Source organism: Fructilactobacillus sp. YLN 2507 (assembly GCF_059614085.1).
The window spans coordinates 1269318-1286557 of the sequence record NZ_CM184303.1 but is presented as its reverse complement, the minus strand read 5'-3'; the positions used below and the strand labels follow the sequence as shown (position 1 = coordinate 1286557).

Genomic DNA, 17240 nt, shown 5'->3' with positions numbered 1-17240 from the left:
AGATTATGCTTGCTTAAATAGATAATAAAAATAGCTTATACTAAGGAATTCTTTTTGCTAAAGTATAAGCTATTTTTTGTCTTAAATAATTAATGTTTTTTTGAAATCAAGTTTTAATGAAAAAATAAACAATAGATTACTATCACTTTTAATGATACTATTGAGTATATAATTTATGATTTTATTGACTAGTGTTTAAATTGTAATTTTTTAAATATTTAACTGTAATAAAACTAGGAGGAAATTATATTGAAAAAACAAGATACAAAATTACATTACAAAATGTATAAAGCAGGGAAACAATGGATATTTGCAGCAGTGGCAACTGCTATTATGGGAACATTTGCGACTTCTTTGAAGACTAATGCTGATGCTAGTAGCCAGCAATCAAATGTAAACACTAGTGAAGTTTCGACTGATAAGAATGTGACGACAAACACTGATACTTCGAATAATAATGATGGTTCAGCATCAATTAAAACTACACCACAAGTAAATCTTAGTTACAGCAATGATATTGTGCAAACTCCAGATGTTCCAACTGATAGTCAAAATAATTTAACAGCTGTGACAGAAAATGATAAAGAAACTTCGTCAAATGACAATGATACTCAGAATCAAAAAAATGATTTAGTAGTTAAAAATAGCTTGGATAATAATCAACCATCATCAAACGTTAAACAATCAGTTATTCAATCTAATGCTACTAATAATCAATCTAATTTGCCAAACGGAATTGAAATTACTAGTGATGAAATCGCTAAACCTGAAAATAATAATTTTAATCAATTTGGAACGTTAACTGTAAAAAATGTTGTTGATGTTACCAATACTGCAGCTGATATTAATATTGGTGATCGAATCAAATTTAATGTTGCTCATAGTGATGATGCTGGTAGTGATGCTCTAATGAAAAACGCAATTAATTGGAATGCTATTACAGTAACTGGTGGTGAAGATTATGGACATTGGTCAGTAGATAAAAATGAAGGTTCTGTTGACTATATTTTTGATAAACAAATCACACTCACAACTGGTTACTTTACGTTTGATTTGAATGTTCCGTTCCAACAAGCGTCAAATGGTTGTGGAGTTGTGTTTTCTTCCATTTTTCAACAAAATGGTAATGATTATCCGTTGAATAGTTTTTATTATGGGTATATTCCAATTCCAAATAACGTTTCACCCAATCGGGTTCAAGCACCCTCATTACTTTCAGGCCTTAATTATGCTGATGTAAATCAGTATGAAGGCCCTACAGCGAATAATCCGATTGCAACTAATAATATTAATTCGACATTTGATCCCAGTAAAGGTGACGAACCAAGTTGGGTAAATGTGGCTTATCCTACAAATGGCAATCCAGATTCTTCATTTAACACGTTAACTAAACGAACATATACCGTTGAAGTTCAAGGAAGCCATGCTTCTTTTGATCTCAATGGATTACGATTTGGAATGCCATCTGCAGCTCCATATGAATTAAGTTGGTCTGGATCAGCAGCTGGAACTTGGGTTACTCTAGAAGAATTAAACAAATTATTGCCTGGCGTTTCAGTTGATTTGAATCAAATTAATGAAAACGATGCTAAATTAAGCATTCAGTTTCCTGATGGTGCTACTATCCAATACCTACAATTTACAGGGAACTTTATTGCTCCAGATGTAAATGAAAAGTACAAAGTTAATTTTGGTTACCACGATGATCAAGGAACGGTATCTAACAATTCAATCGATGAGACTTTTGATTATCAAACTAATAGTGGTGGATTTTTCCCTACGATTCTTGCAGGAAACAAAAACATTAATGTTGATACATTTAATGATGCTGATTTAGATAATTATTTAATGACAAATGTTGATGTTACTGATGTTCAAGATGGGAAAAATAATGACCCAATTTCAATTGAAAAAAATAGTGCTTATCAGGCTTTAAAAACCGCATTAATTAATAAAACTACTGGAAATTATAACATCACCTATGCGACTAGAAATTCTCTTAAATTACCCGGTTATAAAACGGTTACAGTCACTTTGTACGCTAACCAGCAGGTAACTGATCAGGAAACAGTTTCTCGTACCGTTCATTATGAGTATTCTGATGGTAGTCAAGTACCAGGATTAAACGATTATTCACAATCGGCTGATTTTACTAGATTAGGAGAACGTGATCCTTTAAATCCTATGAATGTTACTTGGGGACCTTGGAAATCAGTCAATGAAGCACAAACTAAAATTGATGTTACTAATCCAACTTATCCAACTATTGCAGCTTTAAAGGGATATCATCCAAATTCTGAAGCTGCACAAGGAGTAATTAGTGGGAATTCACAAGAAAATACCCCAATTATCGTTACTTATTCCCCAGATGCTGAAACAGTGAAAGTCAACTACGTTGATGAAAAAGGAAATACTTTAGCCCCAAGTGATAATCTTTCAGGATTGTTTGGTGAAAAGTATGAAACATCAGCCAAAGTAATTGCTGGCTATCATGTAGAGAAGATTGAAGGAAACACAACTGGAACGTACAGTACCGAAAATCCAGATGTAACGTATGTATATGCACTCAATGATGAAACCGCAATAGTCAACTACGTTGATGATGTAACTGGTAAAACAATATCAACTACCGAATTAAGTGGTAAATTTGGCGAATCAATTGATCAAAGTAAAGTTAAGGCAGAAATTGCTGAACTAAAAGGTAAAGGTTATCACGAAGTAGGTAGTGATGTTCCAGCTAACTTTGCCGACGGCAAACAAACTTATACAGTTCATTTTGATCACAGTCATTCAGCAGTAACCACCGGTGAAGGAACTGAAACTAATGGTTCATTGACGGTTAGTTACCAATACGATAATGGTACAAAGGCCGCTGATGATATAACTAAGAAGGTTGATTTCACTCGGAGTGGTGATAAAGATAACGTTACTGGAAAGATTGAATGGAATAATTGGACTCCAACTGATGAGGAAGTTTCAATTGATTCACCTGAAATCACAGGATACACAGCAGACCAGAAAACAGTTTCTGATGACATTAAACCTGACCAAGCAGCAAATGAAACGGTAACTTATACAGCAGATGCTGAAACAGCAACAGTCAACTACGTTGATGATGTAACTGGTAAAACAATTTCAACTACCGAATTAAGTGGTAAGTTTGGCGAACCAATTGACCAAAGTAAAGTTAAGGCAGAAATTGCTGATTTAGAAAGTAAAGGCTATCACGAAGTACGTAGTGATGTCCCAGCAAAATTTGCCGACGGCAAACAAACTTATACAGTGCACTTTGATCACAGTCATTCAGCAGTAACCACCGGTGAAGGAACTGAAACCAGTGGTTCAATGACGGTTCATTATCAATATGAAAATGGTGCAAAAGCCGCTGATGATGTAACTAAGAAGGTTGATTTCACTCGGAGTGGTGATAAAGATAACGTTACTGGAAAGATTAAATGGAATGCTTGGACTCCAACTGATCAAGAAGTTTCAATTGATTCACCTGAAATCACAGGATACATGGCAGATCGTAAGACAGTTACTGATGAGATTAAAGCCGATCAAGCAGCAAAAGAAACGGTAACTTATGCAGCAGATGCTGAAACAACAACAGTCAACTACGTTGATGATGTTACTGGTAAAGTAATATCAGCTACCGAATTAAGTGGTAAGTTTGGTGAACCGATTGATCAAAGTAAAGTTAAGGCAGAAATCGCTGATTTAGAAAGTAAAGGCTATCACGAAGTAAGTAGTGATGTTCCAGCAAAATTTGCCGACGGTAAACAAACTTATACAGTCCACTTTGATCACAGTCATTCAGCAGTAACCACCGGTGAAGGAACTGAAACCAGTGGTTCAATGACGGTTCATTACCAATACGATAATGGTACAAAGGCCGCTGATGATGTAACTAAGAAGGTTGATTTCACTCGGACTGGTGATAAAGATAACGTTACTGGAAAGATTGAATGGAATAATTGGACTCCAACTGATCAGGAAGTTTCAATTGATTCACCTGAAATCACAGGATACACGGCAGACCGTAAGACAGTTACTGATGAGATTAAAGCCGATCAATCCGTAGATGAAACAGTAACTTATACATCAGTTCCTGTACCAGTAACACCAGTGCAACCGGAGGAACCAGCAAAGCCAAGTCAACCAGTTGTACCAACAACACCAGTGCAACCGGAAGAACCAGCAAAGCCAAGTCAACCAGCTGTACCAGTAACACCAGTACAACCAGAAAAACCAGCTGAGCCAGCTCAAACAATTGTTTCTGACAAAGCAGAACAACCAACTGCAGTTGCCGCTAAACCAGCTGCAGCACCGAAGCAAGATGCTTTGCCACAAACAGGGCAGAATGATAATACTAGTTTTATGAGTATGATTGGGACGATTTTACTTTCACTTCTTGGATTATTTGGTATCAAAGGATTAAAAAAGAAAAAAGAAGACTAATGAAAGAAACTGAATTCTTTAAAATAAATAACTAACACAAAAATAGCCTGTACTTAAGATGTTTTTTCTAAAGTACAAGCTATTTTTATAAGATGTCTTTTAATTTATATTGGTCAAGGGTTTGCAAAAATTGATTAGATGCTAACCGTAAAATTTCGTTCATCTTTGTCTCGACGATTTGAGAATTAGTATGTTTGCTAAATAGATCATTTTCGAATTTACGCATAATCATAACATCATTATTCACTTCAGCAATTTTAAAAATTTCAGCTAAAGATAAGTCATTTAGACTTACTTTTTGTTTAGGCGAAAATCCACCTTTTGGGCCTGAAACCGAAACTAATATGCCAGCATTAACTAACTTAGTGATACTTTTTTTGACTGATTCAGCGGATAAGTTTGGTAGGGCTTTTATAATTGCTTTACTAGAAATGTATTTACTTTCATTATTATCTTGCTCTATAAAATAAATTAAAATTGAAATAATTTGATTAAAACTTTTTAAAAGAATCATTTTTACAACTCCTTATGTTTGTGTTAGTATATATGTTACGTGCTTTTGACGAAAAATAAAATCGTTAATTAATTATTACAAAAAATAGAAGGGAAAGATAGTTATGACATTCAAACAATTTATGACTAGTAAATTAACAATTGCTGCCATTATTTTTGCAATTATTTATCAATTTATTATGGCAATTGTTTATTTACCAGGTTATCAACATTCAAAGGATCATTTAAATAACTTACGTGTGGCATTAGTTAATGAGGACAATGGAACTTTAACTAAAAAAATGACTAATAATATTGCTGATGGAGTTCATTATAAACATAATAGCCCAAAAGTGAAAAAATATTCTAGTTTAAGTACTGCTAAAAAGGATTTACAAGACAAAAAAGTTCTATTAGTTCTTGATATTCCTAAAAATACTACTCGGGACATTGAACAAGGTAAACAAATTCACTTCAAATATTTTAATAATAAGTATTCTGACAGCGCAAGTGAGTCAGCAGTGAATCGGGTTAAAAGTGGAATTGATTATTCTTTGAATAAAACATTTACTCAGTTAGGGAATATTAAAGTTTTAACTACTTTGATGATGAAAACTCAAGGAACGCAAATAATTAAAGAAAAGATGGCACAAGCTTTGCAGGCTAATCCAGCTCTTGCAACTAGTCCAGCTAGTCAACAACAATTACAAAAGCAAATTACAGATCAAGTGATGACTGCTACTAAGAAAAAAGCGGCGAATTATGTAGTTACTAATCCAATTAAATCAAGTGAGTATACCATTAGTAATCACCATAGTAGTAATCCTGCAATTGTTTTAGGAACAATGATGTTAGCCTTGGGGTGTTTCATTAGTGTGATGGCAGCTTCAATTCTTGAATTTTCTGAATTTGAAAATGCTTTATTAAAAGGGAGCAGTAGATTGAAAGCCTTTATGCTCTATGAAACTGCTTTTCTAATAATGTCGATTTTTGCACCGATAATTAGTATTTTGACTTTTAAACTAGTAACTAATATTGGAGCTGGAATTGCTTTTGAAATTTACGGACAAAATGTGCTTATGACATTTGTCTCAGCCCAGTTTGTCAGTATCTTCTCCTTATTGCTAGGGCGAGTTGGATTATTAATTAATCTACCAATTGCATTAATTCAAACCTTAGTTTCAGGAGCAATCATGCCAGTGGCTTTATTACCAAAGGTTTACCGGTTCTTCTATCAGATTCTTCCACTTCCATATAACTATCTTGCTAACATGAGTATTTTGTCAGGAGTTAATCGTGATAAATTATTCAATTATGATTTAAAATTAGTCATCATGGGATTAGTGGCAGGATTGATTGCTTTAGGAATTAGTTCAGTTCGGAAATACCATACTAAGATTAACGAAAATGTTAGTTAAACAATTATAAAATAAAAAACAACGTTGAATTTTAAAATTCAACGTTGTTTTCATTTACTTAAATACTTTTGGTTGCATCCGATTAATTGTCTTATTATTCAAGATCCAATATAAGATTCCAATTTGAAGTGGTGCGGAAATACAGTTTTTAACTAATCGCATCGGTAAGAAATACCAGAAACTAGTATGTGCCAAAATTGAAACCCAATAAGAATTCATGAAGATATTAATTACAATTGTGATGGTTAATACGACAACAATAATTCTCACTAGGCTAATTTTAGAACGTTGAAAAAACGCGAAACTGTAAATCAAAGCCGCGACAACAGCTGAGAGGGCAAAACCAATAAAATAGGCTTGACCACTAATCATCGTGGAAATAAAATCAACGATGATTGCAATTCCAACTGACCAAAATGGTCCATACCACCGACCAATTAAAGCAGCTATAATAAAAGCGAAACCAAACTGTACATTGGCATTCCCAATTACTAAACGACTTAGGACAATCTGAATGGCCATTAAAATGGCTAAATAGCTAATCCCTTTGAGACTTAGGGGGCGTAAACCCCACTTCTTGAAACTTTCCATTTTGACATCTCCTGTCAGGAGCTGCCACCAAAAGGCGGATCTTAGTGGCGAATGCGAAATTAGCACCGCAAACGTTGAAGTTTTTCGTCCGATGTTCACATTCCGTTCCATCGACACTTAACGCGCTAATCTCTACTCCGATAAATTTTTGTTACAAATTAATTATACTCGTTCCGTAGTTCGATTACTAGTTTCTGCGAACAATGTATGGGTTGCATCCCAAATTCGTTGGGCATTTGCCGCATTATTCATTGTATAGAGATGAATTCCATCGACATCGTTCGAGACTAAGTCAACAATTTGATCAATTGCATATGCAATTCCAGCATCACGCATCGCTTCTGGATTATTACGATAACGATCCATAATGTCCACAAATTTTTTAGGCATTGGAATTCCTGATAGTTCTGTAATTCGTTTAATTTGATTTCGATTAGTACAAGGCATAATACCAACCTCAACTGGGACATCAATTTGAGCTAGTTGAAGGCGTTCCCGAAAATCATAAAAGGCCTGATTATCGAATAACATTTGGGTAATTAAATGGCTAACCCCCTGACTAATCTTTTCTTTTAAATGAAGGGTGTCATCTACAAGATTAATTGATTCAGGATGTTTTTGTGGATAGCAAGCGCCTGCAATGTCAAAGTTACCGTGTTTGCTAATAAATTGAGCTAACTCAGATGCATATTGAAAATCTCCGACGGGTGCATGCTCAGGATTACGGTCACCACGTAAAGCGAGCACGTTTTTGATTCCATGAGCAGTTAATTCATCCAGCAATTTAGTAATATCAGCTTGGGATCGGTATAACCCAGGAATATGTGCCATGGTTGGAATTCCAACTTGATTTTGGATGTTATCTGCTAATTCCAATGAGGCGTTATTTTGGGATCCACCTGCTCCTAAGGTAATTGAAATAAAATCAGGCTTGATACTTTTAATTCCGGTGAGGGAATTAATTAATTGGTCTGTTCCCACCATAGTATGAGGTGGAAAGACTTCTAAAGAAAATACAGTTTTTTCATTAAAAATATCTTTTAAACTCATAATTTATCCTAACTCTGCCCGCTTTTGTTTAACTGCAGCAATCAAATTGTCTAGACTAGCAAATGATTCAGCCTCGCCTCTAGTTTTCAAACCACAATCAGGGTTAATCCAAACTTTGCTTTCTGGTAATTTAGCTAAAATATTATTAATGACATTGTAAATTTCTGTTTGACTAGGAATTCGAGGAGAATGAATATCATAGACTCCTGGGCCAACTTCCGTTTCAAAGTGGTTCGCTTTTAATTGATCAATGATTGATAAATCAGAACGCGAAGCTTCGAAAGAAATTACGTCGGCGTCCATGTTATCGATGGCTGGAATAATGTCATTAAATTCACTGTAGCACATGTGTGTGTGAATTTGGGTGGTTGGATATACTTTACTGTGGACTAGTTTAAAGGCAGGAATAGCCCAGTCAAGGTATTCTTTGTACCAATCACTTTGACGTAAGGGAAGCTTTTCTCGTAAAGCAGCTTCATCAATTTGAATAATTTTAATCCCGTGCTTTTCCAAATCTAAAACTTCATCTTGAATTGCAAGAGCAATTTGCGTAACAGAAGTTTCAGCAGAAATATCTTCACGAGGGAAGGACCAGTTAAAAATTGTAACGGGACCAGTCAACATTCCTTTTACTGGTTTATCAGTTAAACTTTGAGCATAAGTTGAGGCAGCTACGGTAATTGAGTTTTTCCGACTAACATCATCCCAGATAATTGGTGGTTTAACTGCACGAGTTCCGTATGATTGAACCCAGGCTTTTTTAGTAAAGGCAAAACCGTCTAAGTTTTCACCAAAGTATTCTACCATGTCATTTCGTTCATATTCCCCGTGCACCAGAACATCGAAGCCAGCTTTTTCTTGCCATGCAATGATGCGTTTGATTTTGGCTTCGTTGAAAGCATCGTATTCTGCTTTTGAGATTTTGTGATGTTTGTAAAGAGAACGATTTTTCCGCACGTCTTTAGTTTGTGGGAAGGAACCAATCGTAGTCGTTGGTAAATCAGGGAGTTTAAATTCTTCTTTTTGGATGCTTTCTCGTTGGCTTCGTTTTGGTAAACGAGTGTAATCTGTTTCGGTTAAGTCAGTGATTCGTTCAACTACCTTAGGATTAGCGGGATGGTTCACATTTTCAAACAAGGCTTGGTTGGCTTGTAAACGAGTTTGATCATCGTGATTAATAATTTCATCAAGGTCATGAATTTCGGCTAATTTTTGGTAAGCAAAGGCTAAATGTTGTTTTAAATCATGATCCAAATCAGTTTCGTTTTCGACTGTGTAAGGGACGTGAAGAAGAGAACACGAAGTTGAAATTACGAAGTTATTAGTCACGGGTAAGCTTTTAATTAAATTAACGGTTTTTTGGTATTCGTTACGCCAGATGTTTTTTCCGTTCACGACGCCCGCAAATAAAGTTTTATCTTCGGGAAAGCCATACTTACGAATTAAATCCGCAGTTTGCTTACCTTCTAAAAAATCAAGACCAATTCCCTCAATGGGAAGTTTGATTAAGTCTTGGTAAAGGTCACGAACGTCACCAAAGTAGGTTTGTAAGTTAACTTTGAAAGTTCGGGGTTCCTTTAAAATACCAGCGTAAAGTTCTTTGAATAATTCTTGGTCTTCAGCAGATAAATCAAACACTAGGGCAGGTTCATCGATTTGCAACCAATCTAAATGAGTTTGATCTAGTTCTTTAAAGATGGCTTGGTAAGCAGCAATCACAGCTGGCACAAAGTCAGTAGCTGTTTTTTGGCCCACGTAACGGCTTAGTTTCAAGAGGGTATAAGGTCCGACAATGGAAGCTTTGACATGATCATGTCGTTCAGTTGCTTTTTTAATGTCTTCGAAGAAGCGTTTACCCACTAGTTTGATATCAGTATCGTCGTCAATTTCAGGAACGATGTAATGGTAGTTGGTGTTGAACCATTTTTTCATGGGAAGGGCTTTGACAGAATGCTCATCATCTTGGTAACCCCGAGCTTGGGCAAAGTATTCATCAAGTTCGTTTAAACCTAAGTCGCGGTAACGTTTGGGCGTGATGTTAAGGAGGCTAGCAACGTCTAGAACGTTGTCAAAGAAAGAGAAATCGCCGGCACTGACAAAATCAATCCCAGCTTCGGCTTGTTTATTCCAGTTTTTGTTCTTTAATTCATCAGCAACCCGTAATAATTCAGGTTGGTCGATTTCATGTTTCCAATATTTTTCAGTAGCGTGTTTCAATTCGCGATCTTCTCCGATACGGGGAAATCCAATAATACTAGTTGTCATAATGTTACCTCCTCAGGTAGTTAAAAGTTATTTTCCTAATGGTTATAAAAAAAGATATAAAAAAAACCCGCAGTCTAAAATTAGACTACGGGACGAAATCGTCGTGTTACCACCCTGATTTTGCAAGACATCACTGCCTCACACTCAACAAGTACGTCACATGAATGAGATACTCTAACGCGGTAACGGGCGCACCCGAACTTGGCTTATCACAAAAGGACTCACCTTATTTAAATCGATTCCGAGACCATTTTCGGTTTCTAGATAACGCTGACTTTCACCAAACTGTCAGCTCTCTTTAGGCTATCGCTAAAACTTACTTATCTCATCCATATCTTAATTGATTTGTAGTCTATAGAGTTTTTTAATGCTTGTCAATCATTTCTTTGCAATTAATTTTATTTGATTACGGTAACTTGGCTTAACCAATCACAATAAAACTTAGTAGCATCTGCTTTCCAAGTATTTTTGGGTCGCTGATTTTCGGTGAAATAATTTTTTGGCTTGGTAGTTGCTAACCCTTTTTTGACGTCCCGAAAGTATTCGTTGGCTAACGTTGTGGTGCCATATTCAAAGTGACCAGTGACGTAGTACGTTTTGGTGGCTTCATCCCACATGACCGTTGCCCCAATCTGGGGATTGTCAGCTAGGACTTTAATTTTGACTGTGTCATGGGGAATTTTGAAATAACGCGAGTGAGGCATCGTGATTCCGTTTGTGGTAAACACGCCATAAATTTTATCAGTGACCGGTTCACCTGCTAATATATCTTCGATGGTTCCTGCCGCCCAAGCTGACCAGCAATTAAAACAACTGGTCATCACGTGGGTTTTACGCCACTCCACAAATTCTTTAAATTCTGCCCAATAATCAATTTCCGTAAATTGTTTTTGGTCAATTGGGGCACCGGTTACCAATAAAGCGTCAAAATGTTGGTTTTGAATATCAGCAAGGGTCACATATTTGACTAACATTCCTGACGCGAAGTGTTTGGTTTGATGAGTTGCCATGCGACAAAAGGTCAAATTAAAATCATACGGAGTCCGTTTTAAGACACTAATAATTTGGTGCTCAGTTTCAGCACGATTCGGCATCAAATTTAAGACTAGTAAATTAATGGCCCCTAATTGTGATTGACGATTATTTTTGGCATAACCAGAGAGAATGTTCATACATCCCATGTCGATGACCTCCTAAACTTGTTCAAGAGCTTGGTCTAAATCGGCGATTAAATCGTCCGCATTTTCAATTCCAATTGAAATTCTAACTAAATCAGGTGTAATACCTGCTTCTTTAAGCTCTCTTTCGTTTAATTGGGCATGAGTAGTTGAAGCTGGATGGATAATTAATGATTTAGCATCTCCCACATTAGCTAGTAGGGAAAAAAGTTGTAAGTTTTCAATTAATTTTTTACCGGCTGTTTCGCCACCAGTTAAGCCAATGGTGAAAATTGATCCTACTCCATTGGGAAAATCTTTTTTAGCCAAGTTATGATATTGACTACTTTCTAATTCAGGATATTTAATCCACGCGACTTTGTCATGATGAGCTAAGTAATCAATTACTTTTCGTGTGTTTTCGACATGTCGTTGGACTCTTAATGAGAGTGTTTCTAAGCCTTGAATTAACAAGAAAGCATTGAAGGGACTTAGTGCTGCTCCTGTATCGCGTAGTACTTCAGCACGGACTTTGGTAGTAAAGGCACTAGGATTTAAGTCGGCAAACACTAAGCCATTGTAATGTTCATTTGGATTGGTTAAATCAGGATAGCGACCACTAGCTTGATAATCAAATTTTCCGTTTTCAATAATGACCCCACCCATTGTGGCTCCATGACCACCGATGAACTTTGTGGCGGACTCAACAACGACGTCTGCTCCGTGATCGAGTGGGCGATATAAGTATGGAGAGGCAAAAGTGTTATCGATGATTAATAAAATCCCATGGCGATGTGCAATTTCGGCAATTTCATCAATGCTACTGAGGTTCATATCAGGATTACCAATCGTTTCTAAGTACAGTGCTTTGGTGTGCTCTTTAATGGCTGCTGCAAAACTTTGGGGATCATCAGAATCAACAAAGTGGGTCGTAATTCCAAGCTTGGGCAAGGTAGCATTAAATAAATTGTAAGTACCACCGTATAAGGTACTTGCCGAAACAATTTCGTCACCAGCAGCGGCAATATTAGTAATAGCAGCATTTACGGCTGCTGCTCCAGAAGCTAAGGCTACGGCATTAGTTCCATTTTCTAATGCAGCTACCCGTTTTTCGAGAACATCTGTAGTTGGATTGGTTAAACGGGTATAAATATTACCAGGTTCGGTTAAAGCAAACCGGTTCGCAGCTTGTTCAGCATCTTTAAAGACGTAAGATGTCGTTTGATAAATCGGAACTGCCCGTGCACCTGTTGCATCAACGGTTTGGCCAGCGTGGACTTGTAGGGTTTCAAATTTTTCTTTAGACATAATTTTTCCTCCTAAATTTTGGTAAATAAAAAAGCTCTCATTCCATGTATACATAAATACATGGGACGAAAGCTTTCGCGGTACCACCCAACTTTGCTTGCTTATCACTAAGCAAACCTCAACGACCCAAACAGGTCTGGGAAGGTATCGGTTCCTACCGGATTGTTAGCTTGCACTATTAATCTTGACTCAGAGTTCATCTGTAACCCATCATTAGTTGCACCTTTTCACTATCTGCTGCTCACTTAAAACTAATTGCTATGAATTACTCTTCTCTTTAACGTCTGAATATTTGAATTGTTATGAATTCTAAATTCATTTTCCAGATTTGTCAACAAAAATTGTTAATTAAAATTATTTTTAAAAATTTCTTTCTATCTTAGGCATGATTTTTGGTTAACTAAAATTAATTTTTGAGTTTGACAAACGAAAATAAAGTCATTAAACTTCAAACTAATCAAAAAACGTTGCAAGGATAAGTATGATTTTTAAACTTCTAAAGAGAACCAACAGATGGTGAGAGTTGGTGAAGTAGCGAATCAGAAAATGGTCTTTGGGGAAAACAATTGGGTAAGCTATTGCAAACTCAATTCGGGTGCGCCCGATATCGCGTCAGGGTATCTCATTTATTGATGTACCTGTTGAGTGTGTGGTAGTGATATTGCACAAAATCAGGGTGGTAACACGCATGATCGTCCCGTAGTCTATTTTTAGACTGCGGGATTTTTTTATGGAAAGTTTAAAAAAGGAGAAATTAAGATGACTGGATTTAATACAAAATTAGTTTTTGGAAAAGGACTAAACGATTTACACGACAACGATACTGGAGCCGTGAATGTACCGATTTATCAATCAACAACCTACGCCTTTAAAGATTTGGATGGCGAAAATAAATATGACTATTCTCGTTCCTTAAATCCGACCCGTGAATATTTGGAAAAGCAAATTGCAGCTTTAGAAGATGCCAAGCATGGGTATGCGTTTGCTTCTGGAAGTGCGGCTATTCATGCCGTTTTCACGTTATTCAAACCAGGTGATCACATTGTGGTTAGTAAAAATATTTATGGTGGTACGTTTCGCTTAATCAATGATTATTTAAAAAAATTAGGGATTGAATTTACTCAAGTCGATACACAAGATTTAGCAGAAGTTGAAGCAGCAATTCAACCCAATACTAAAGCAATTTATTTTGAAACCATTGATAATCCTTTTTTAAAGGTAACTAGTGTGAAAGGCATTGCTGAAATTGCGAAACGCCACAATGTGTTAACGGTAATTGATAACACATTTTTAACACCTTATTTGCAAAAAGCATTGGGATTGGGTGCTGATATTGTAATTCATTCGGCGACTAAATATCTCGGTGGGCATTCGGATGTAATTGCGGGATTGGTCGTTACGAATAACGATGAAGTTGGCGAAAAGCTTTACTTTTCGCAAAATGCAGTAGGAGGAATTTTAGCTCCAGAAGATTGTATTTTGGTAATTCGTGGGATTAAAACTTTATCAGTTCGGCTAGATCGGCACATTCAAAATGCCCAAAAGGTGTTGGATTATTTGGATACGAAGACGGATGCCATTAAAAAAATTTATTACCCTGGCCGTGCTGGCAATGCTAGTGATGAGGTTGCGAAAGCTGAATTAAATGGGTATGGTGGAGTGATTACCTTTCAATTAAAAAATAATGTTGATCCGAAAAAATTTGTAAGCAGTACTAAATTGATTTGGTTAGCCGTGAGTTTAGGGTCTGTGGAAAGTTTGATTGAATTACCATACTTCATGACTCATTTAGAGTTACCAATTGAAGAACGCAATAGAGTTGGAATTACACCCCAATTAGTTCGTTTATCAGTTGGATTAGAAGACCCTGAGGATTTGATTGCTGATTTGGAACAGGCATTTGAAACGGCAGAAAAATAAAAATATAAGTTATCAAATCGATATTGTATGAGTAGACGTTCGTAATTTGATAGTAAAAAAGGCTTTACATAACATAACAATCGTGTTTTAATGATTGATAAGCAATAAAAGGGGAGAAAATAATGAATAACTCAACACTAAATCACCAATTAAACACTTGTTGTACTTGTTGCATGTTGTAGGCAACGTTCGTAGTTACTTGATACGGATGTTGCTAAACATCTGTATCTAAGTATGGTGAGTTATGCTTCCTTAGTTAGATACGTTAGCTATTTATGATAGTTAGTCTAACTAAGCGAAGTGGATATTCGTGATTTTTCTTTTAATGATAAAACTATTAAAAGGGATTGGTTATGCTGACTTTAAGTTAGGATAACCAATCCCTTTTTGGTTAGAAAAATAATATATTATTTTAAGGAGATTTAATTGATGACACTTTTAGAAATTAATAATTTAAAAAAGCAAATTAATCAAAATGAAATTTTAAAAGGTGTTGATCTTTCAGTGGAAAAAGGTGAGGTCATTGCAATAATTGGTCCATCTGGATCAGGGAAAACCACTTTATTAAGGTCCTTAAACTATTTGAATACTGTTGATGATGGAATTATGAAATTTAAGAATCAAAGAATTGATTTGGCTAATCCTAGTGAAAAAGAAGTTTTGTGGATTAGGCGTCATACTAGCATGGTATTTCAAAACTATAATTTGTTTAAAAATAAGACTGCATTAGAGAATATTTCTGAAGGCTTAATTTATGGTCAAGGAATAAAGAAACATAAGGCCCAAGAAATAGCATTGAAATCCCTAAAGCAGGTTAATTTAGAAGATAAAAAGGATTTTTATCCTTCGCAACTGTCTGGGGGGCAACAGCAAAGAATTGGAATTGCAAGAGCCGTGGTGTTAAATCCTGAAATTATTTTGTTTGATGAACCAACTTCTGCATTAGATCCGGAACTAGTTGGATCAGTATTGAAAGATATTAAAAAATTGGCAAATGAAGGGCAAACTATGATTGTGATAACCCATCAAATGTCTTTTGCACGTAGTATAGCTGATCGAGTCTTGTTTTTTGCAGATGGAAATATTTTAGAAAAGGGTTCTCCTGATGAAATTTTTAATCATCCTAAGACTAAAAGGGCTAAAGATTTTTTGTTAGCTATTTCAGAAATTCAATAATTAAGGAAGTGATTAAATGAATGCTAATAAAATATTTTTGGATATCTTACAAGGATTACCAGTCACATTGGTCTTATTAATTGTTTCATTCATTCTTTCTGTAAGTGTTGGATTTTTACTTTCATTTTTATCTTTACGAGATAGCTTATTTGCAAAAATCTATTTAGGAATTGTTAGAGGAACACCACCCTTATTAATGCTTCTTTTAGCCTATTATGGATTACCTAAGTTATTTTCATTATTTGCTATTGATATTAACAGCTGGTCTAAAATAATCTTTGGAATATTAGGATTATCAGTTGGATGGAGTGCTTACTTTGCCGAGGCATTTCGAGCAGCATATTTATCAGTTAATAAGGGACAGTATGAAGCATCATTATCAGTTGGAATGAAAAAACAAATAGCATTTTTTAGGATTATTTTTCCTCAGGTACTTCTCATAGCATTACCAAATGTTGAAAATCTAGTGATTGGTTTATTAAAAGCAACTTCATTAGTTTATGTAATTGGAATAATTGATATGTACAATATAGCAACTGACTTAGCAAACCAAAGTCAAGGGGTCTATCAACTAGAAATATTTATTATTCTTGCCCTGATTTATTGGTTAATCGTTATTTTAATTGAACATATTTTTCGTTGGGTAAAAAAACGTTTTCGGTACGTAACAGTTTAAGGGGGTTTTTATGTTCGATATAAATTTTGCAGAAAAAGCATTTCCTAAAATATTAAATGTTGCACCGGTAACAATTGTTCTTTCAATCACTTCATTAATTATTGGAATACTTTTGGCAATTGGAGTGGTCGTGATTAGAGAAAAAAAGATTCGAGGATTTGATCAGATTGTTGGAATATTAGTCTCGTTTATTCGTGGAACACCAATGATCGTCCAACTCTATGTTGTGTACTATGGTCTTCCGCAATTACTAGTCTTGCTAAAAAATCATGGATTTAATACAAGTATCAATGGCGTTCCAGCTATCGTAATTGCCATAACTGCATATTCCTTAAATGCTATGGCAAATTTATCTGAAAGTATCCGAGCTGCATATAATTCTGTCGATAAGGGACAATATGAAGCAGCAATTTCAGTAGGTATGAAACCTTCGATGGCCTTAGTAAAAATAGTTATACCACAATTAATAATTAACTTGATTCCGAACCTTTCAAATATCTTTATTGATTTAATTAAAGATACAGCATTAGTTTACAATATTGGAATTGTAGAAATTATGGCAAAATCAAATATTATCTCATCAATCGGATTTAAATATATTGAGACATATATAGATGCATTGATTATCTATGTTCTCATATGCTTGATATTTTCAAAATTTTTCCAAATAGCTGAATTTATAATTAGAAAAAAAGTTTTTCATACAGTTGGTTAGCATTAAAATTA

Annotated in this window: 12 protein-coding genes, 1 riboswitch and 1 other annotated feature; of the genes, 6 read left to right on the top strand and 6 right to left on the bottom strand. The window is 35.4% G+C overall.

The features are described from left to right. Positions 1 to 249 precede the first annotated feature (249 nt). Positions 250 to 4461 carry a mucin-binding protein gene (locus tag AC0GLY_RS06560; RefSeq protein WP_496611372.1) on the top strand — a complete coding sequence of 1404 codons (4212 nt, stop codon included), beginning with the start codon at positions 250 to 252 and terminating at the stop codon, positions 4459 to 4461. Between the two features lie 85 nt (positions 4462 to 4546). Here AC0GLY_RS06560 and AC0GLY_RS06555 read toward each other — a convergent pair whose 3' ends face one another. Beyond that, on the bottom strand, positions 4547 to 4975 hold the full coding sequence (locus tag AC0GLY_RS06555) for an Rrf2 family transcriptional regulator (RefSeq protein ID WP_496611371.1): 429 nt from the start codon (positions 4973 to 4975) through the stop codon (positions 4547 to 4549). Between the two features lie 103 nt (positions 4976 to 5078). Between AC0GLY_RS06555 and AC0GLY_RS06550 the strand changes: the two genes are divergently transcribed. Further along, complete coding sequence (locus AC0GLY_RS06550) at positions 5079 to 6371, top strand: ABC transporter permease (RefSeq protein WP_496611370.1); 1293 nt, start codon at positions 5079 to 5081, stop codon at positions 6369 to 6371. A gap of 54 nt (positions 6372 to 6425) precedes the next feature. Here AC0GLY_RS06550 and AC0GLY_RS06545 read toward each other — a convergent pair whose 3' ends face one another. From AC0GLY_RS06545 to AC0GLY_RS06525, 5 genes are all read right to left on the bottom strand, one after another. Beyond that, positions 6426 to 6962, bottom strand: a complete 537-nt coding sequence (locus AC0GLY_RS06545; protein WP_496611369.1) for a folate family ECF transporter S component — start codon at positions 6960 to 6962, stop codon at positions 6426 to 6428. Between the two features lie 43 nt (positions 6963 to 7005). Then, positions 7006 to 7104, bottom strand: a riboswitch (THF riboswitch). Between the two features lie 20 nt (positions 7105 to 7124). After that, positions 7125 to 8012 (bottom strand): methylenetetrahydrofolate reductase, encoded by an 888-nt coding sequence (locus AC0GLY_RS06540; protein ID WP_496611368.1) that lies wholly within the window; start codon positions 8010 to 8012, stop codon positions 7125 to 7127. A 3-nt stretch (positions 8013 to 8015) separates the two neighbouring features. Further along, positions 8016 to 10277: a 5-methyltetrahydropteroyltriglutamate--homocysteine S-methyltransferase gene (metE, locus tag AC0GLY_RS06535; RefSeq protein WP_496611367.1), complete on the bottom strand. Its 2262-nt coding sequence runs from the start codon at positions 10275 to 10277 to the stop codon at positions 8016 to 8018. A gap of 85 nt (positions 10278 to 10362) precedes the next feature. Continuing rightward, positions 10363 to 10618, bottom strand: a binding site (T-box leader). A gap of 57 nt (positions 10619 to 10675) precedes the next feature. Continuing rightward, entirely contained in the window at positions 10676 to 11458 is a 783-nt protein-coding gene (locus tag AC0GLY_RS06530) for a homoserine O-acetyltransferase/O-succinyltransferase family protein (protein ID WP_496611366.1), read from the bottom strand. Between the two features lie 12 nt (positions 11459 to 11470). Continuing rightward, the gene (locus AC0GLY_RS06525; protein ID WP_496611365.1) at positions 11471 to 12742 is read right to left on the bottom strand and encodes an O-acetylhomoserine aminocarboxypropyltransferase/cysteine synthase family protein; all 1272 of its coding nucleotides are present in this window, start codon (positions 12740 to 12742) and stop codon (positions 11471 to 11473) included. A gap of 759 nt (positions 12743 to 13501) precedes the next feature. Here AC0GLY_RS06525 and AC0GLY_RS06520 point away from each other — a divergent pair. From AC0GLY_RS06520 to AC0GLY_RS06505, 4 genes are all read left to right on the top strand, one after another. Beyond that, entirely contained in the window at positions 13502 to 14662 is a 1161-nt protein-coding gene (locus AC0GLY_RS06520; protein WP_496611364.1) for a trans-sulfuration enzyme family protein, read from the top strand. A 429-nt stretch (positions 14663 to 15091) separates the two neighbouring features. Further along, positions 15092 to 15838 carry an amino acid ABC transporter ATP-binding protein gene (locus AC0GLY_RS06515; protein WP_496611363.1) on the top strand — a complete coding sequence of 249 codons (747 nt, stop codon included), beginning with the start codon at positions 15092 to 15094 and terminating at the stop codon, positions 15836 to 15838. Positions 15839 to 15854: 16 nt separating this feature from the next. Further along, the gene (locus AC0GLY_RS06510) at positions 15855 to 16514 is read left to right on the top strand and encodes an amino acid ABC transporter permease (protein WP_496611362.1); all 660 of its coding nucleotides are present in this window, start codon (positions 15855 to 15857) and stop codon (positions 16512 to 16514) included. A gap of 10 nt (positions 16515 to 16524) precedes the next feature. Beyond that, on the top strand, positions 16525 to 17229 hold the full coding sequence (locus AC0GLY_RS06505; RefSeq protein WP_496611361.1) for an amino acid ABC transporter permease: 705 nt from the start codon (positions 16525 to 16527) through the stop codon (positions 17227 to 17229). Positions 17230 to 17240: the final 11 nt, after the last annotated feature.

Excerpts from the sequence above, each read along its gene's own strand:
- AC0GLY_RS06530 (WP_496611366.1), bottom strand. The coding sequence starts at position 11,458 with ATGGGATGTATGAACATTCTCTCTGGTTATGCCAAAAATAATCGTCAA.
- AC0GLY_RS06545 (WP_496611369.1), bottom strand. The coding sequence starts at position 6,962 with ATGGAAAGTTTCAAGAAGTGGGGTTTACGCCCCCTAAGTCTCAAAGGG.
- AC0GLY_RS06525 (WP_496611365.1), bottom strand. The coding sequence starts at position 12,742 with ATGTCTAAAGAAAAATTTGAAACCCTACAAGTCCACGCTGGCCAAACC.
- AC0GLY_RS06510 (WP_496611362.1), top strand. The coding sequence starts at position 15,855 with ATGAATGCTAATAAAATATTTTTGGATATCTTACAAGGATTACCAGTC.
- AC0GLY_RS06555 (WP_496611371.1), bottom strand. The coding sequence starts at position 4,975 with ATGATTCTTTTAAAAAGTTTTAATCAAATTATTTCAATTTTAATTTAT.
- AC0GLY_RS06550 (WP_496611370.1), top strand. The coding sequence starts at position 5,079 with ATGACATTCAAACAATTTATGACTAGTAAATTAACAATTGCTGCCATT.
- AC0GLY_RS06515 (WP_496611363.1), top strand. The coding sequence starts at position 15,092 with ATGACACTTTTAGAAATTAATAATTTAAAAAAGCAAATTAATCAAAAT.
- AC0GLY_RS06505 (WP_496611361.1), top strand. The coding sequence starts at position 16,525 with ATGTTCGATATAAATTTTGCAGAAAAAGCATTTCCTAAAATATTAAAT.
- AC0GLY_RS06540 (WP_496611368.1), bottom strand. The coding sequence starts at position 8,012 with ATGAGTTTAAAAGATATTTTTAATGAAAAAACTGTATTTTCTTTAGAA.
- metE (WP_496611367.1), bottom strand. The coding sequence starts at position 10,277 with ATGACAACTAGTATTATTGGATTTCCCCGTATCGGAGAAGATCGCGAA.
- AC0GLY_RS06520 (WP_496611364.1), top strand. The coding sequence starts at position 13,502 with ATGACTGGATTTAATACAAAATTAGTTTTTGGAAAAGGACTAAACGAT.